Raw genomic sequence first — 2,687 nt, forward strand, 5'->3', positions numbered from 1 at the left:
GGGCGGCTCTTCCACCAGCGGGGGAACGTCGATGCAGGCGGGGCTCAGGCCGATGCAGCCGAGCAACAACAGGTGTTTCAAGTTGGGCATGGGGGCGTGTTCTGCAAGGTCGGGACCGGCTCGGTCCCGAGGCGGAACACTGCCATACCCGTCCATGGCAGAGGACTCTCCGTCCGGACCTGGAGGCCTCTGGAAACACGTCTGCCCGCCGCCCCCGGACTTAGGGTGGGGACGCGCGGGCAGGGCGCCGAAAGTGCTCAACAGGTCAGTTCTGGCTACGTCAGCTTGCCTGAATTCAGCGTTCTTCAGGAGGCCGTGACGCAGACCTCGCTGCCATCGATAAAGAAGAAGCCCGCTGTATAGCTCGTTGAGCCTGGGGGGGCGCAAATGTTAGCGTCGAACATGATGTTCTTGTTGTTGTTTGTTGTTGTGAGGTTGGTGATGTACATGAGGTTCATTTCGTGTCCTGCTGGAGTGGCAAAGTAGAATCGATTGACGAATCCGGCGACTGAAGTCGGCAGGTCTGCCAGCGGGGAGTACGCCCTGATGCGATATACCGCGTGAATCGCCTCGGAGCTTCCACAATGGATTGGGCTGGGGGCGAATTTGATGGCCCTCGCTTCATAGATCACCGGCCCAGTGGATGTGGTTTGGCTCCAACTGTTCAAGCGCGAGGAGAAATTCGAGCAAGTCGGATACGGAACCCTTGTGCATTTGCCCGTGAGGGTCTGGCAGTACTCGCCGTAGCCGCAAATCGTTGGCTGAAATTCTCCCTTGAAGCATGTTTCTCCGAGCGCCTCCGACTGGAATGTGATGGCGGGACTGGCTGATGCCTCATCCGTTACAGAACTGGGACCGCAGTTCGCGGTTGCAAGTGAGAATGCCGTGAGAATCAGTATGGGAAGTGCGTGATGGGGGGGCATTGGACGGGTGCGTTTGGGGGCGTGTGAGGCGTGGAATAAATTTGAGGGTCGGAGGCGCGTTCAGTGTTCAAGAAGAACGACGCCTCAGTCGGATGCCTTGTTGGTGATGTCCTTTGACGCTTGGCTCCTAACGATTGATTCGCGCTGTGTAGACGCTTGCAGCGTTGGCGTCCGCTTCAATCCAGGCAATGAATGGCCGGGCTGCTGAGTCCATGGCCACGGACGGACTGAACGCAGGGGTGTTCTGTGCTGTCAGGGCGTTGAGTTGAGCATCAAGCGTCTGCCAGGAGTTGCCGATCCACTGGTTGACAAAGATGTTTCGCTCGGCGTTGACTACGCCACTCCAGGCGAGAATGTGGGGCGCACCAATCCCCAGAGCGACGCTCGGACGACTGTTGCCTGTTGAGTTGACGCTGATATTCGACGGCGAAGTCCAAGCGCTTCCACTCCAGCGCGACCAGTAGATCTGTCCATCCGTGTTGGGGTCAATCGACTCGCTCTGCGCCCACGCAACCCAAGGTTGTAGTGACGCATCCACGGCCAAGGATGGCGTTTTTGCATTGCTTCCGAATGCCGCTCCTCCCAGCGGGGCTGCGTCGTTCGGAAGGACGGCGATGGAGCTGAGTTCCGTTGTGTCGTCGTAGGTGGTGTACGCCGTAAAGATGTTGTCGCCCGAGGCGGCAACGGAGAGCCACGTAGGCCAGAAATGAGGTCTCGGCTGTGCTGGATGGAGATCCGCCCATGTCGTGCCAAGCGGTTGCAGGGCAAAGCTTCTGAGGATCGAGCCGTTTAGCGAAATATCGCAAACATGCAGGATGAGATTGCCCTTGGTGTCGAAGGCGAGTGCTGGATAGGCTGCGTATGACTCGCTGCTTGTCGTGAGCGGCGCGGAAGGAAGTGAGACCCAGGTGCTTCCTGTCCACTGACGGAGGAACAAGATTCGCTCAAGGCCGTTGCCAGAACTCTCAGCCCACGCGACGACTGGCTGATTTTGGGGGGTGAATGCGAGAGTAGGCCTTGTGGCATCCGTTCCAATGTTCGCCAATCCACTCAATCCGCCGCCCAGCATGGACCAGGCAGCCCCTGTCCAACGAGCCACATAGACATTCTTGCTTGAGCCATCTGATTCAGCCCAAGCGAGCACTGGCTGGTCATTCCGATCCATCTTCAGTACGACGTCTTCTGCTGAGGTCCGGCCCTCAACCGCGCTGACTGCGCCGCCCAATGGCAGCCACGTCGGCACGGAGAACGACCACGTCGGCGCGGACGCCACGGCGTTGCCCGCCAGGTCCGTCAGGGCGCTCGCGGCGGCAGTGAGGTCCACCTGGACAGAACTCGGTGCGCTCAGCGCACTCATCGGCGTCACGGTCAGCGTCCTACCGTCCGCGGAGAGGGCCACGGACTTCGCGATGGCGGCGCCGGTCCCCGTCTTGAGCCCCACGGCCGACTCCGTCACGGAGTTCGGATTCATGGGCTCACTGAAGGTGACCTGGATGGCGTCGTGGACGCTCACGGTCGCCGCGTCCCTGGCCGGCAGGAAGGACGCCACGGTGGGCGCGGTCCGGTCCACGATGACCGTCCTGGGCGCGCTGACGAAAGCGGCCCCACCACGGGTCGCTCGGATGGACAGCTGGTAGGTCCCCTCTGCCTCCGAGGTGGTGTCCCAGGTGAACGAGTAGGGACTCCCCGTGGGCTTCACCAGTACGGTGGTGTCCTTGAGGATCTCCACCTGCTCGGCCGCGCCTCCCTCCACCGTGAACTGCA

Annotated in this window: 1 protein-coding gene; it reads right to left on the reverse strand. The window is 60.8% G+C overall.

Going from position 1 to position 2,687, the window contains the following annotated elements:
* Positions 1 to 1,050: 1,050 nt before the first annotated feature.
* Positions 1,051 to 2,687: Ig-like domain-containing protein (locus D7X55_RS38220; RefSeq protein WP_147470388.1), on the reverse strand; the 1,637-nt coding region annotated here is incomplete at its 5' end.

Origin of the sequence: Corallococcus sp. AB049A, assembly GCF_003668885.1 — a bacterium.
Classification (GTDB): domain Bacteria; phylum Myxococcota; class Myxococcia; order Myxococcales; family Myxococcaceae; genus Corallococcus; species Corallococcus interemptor.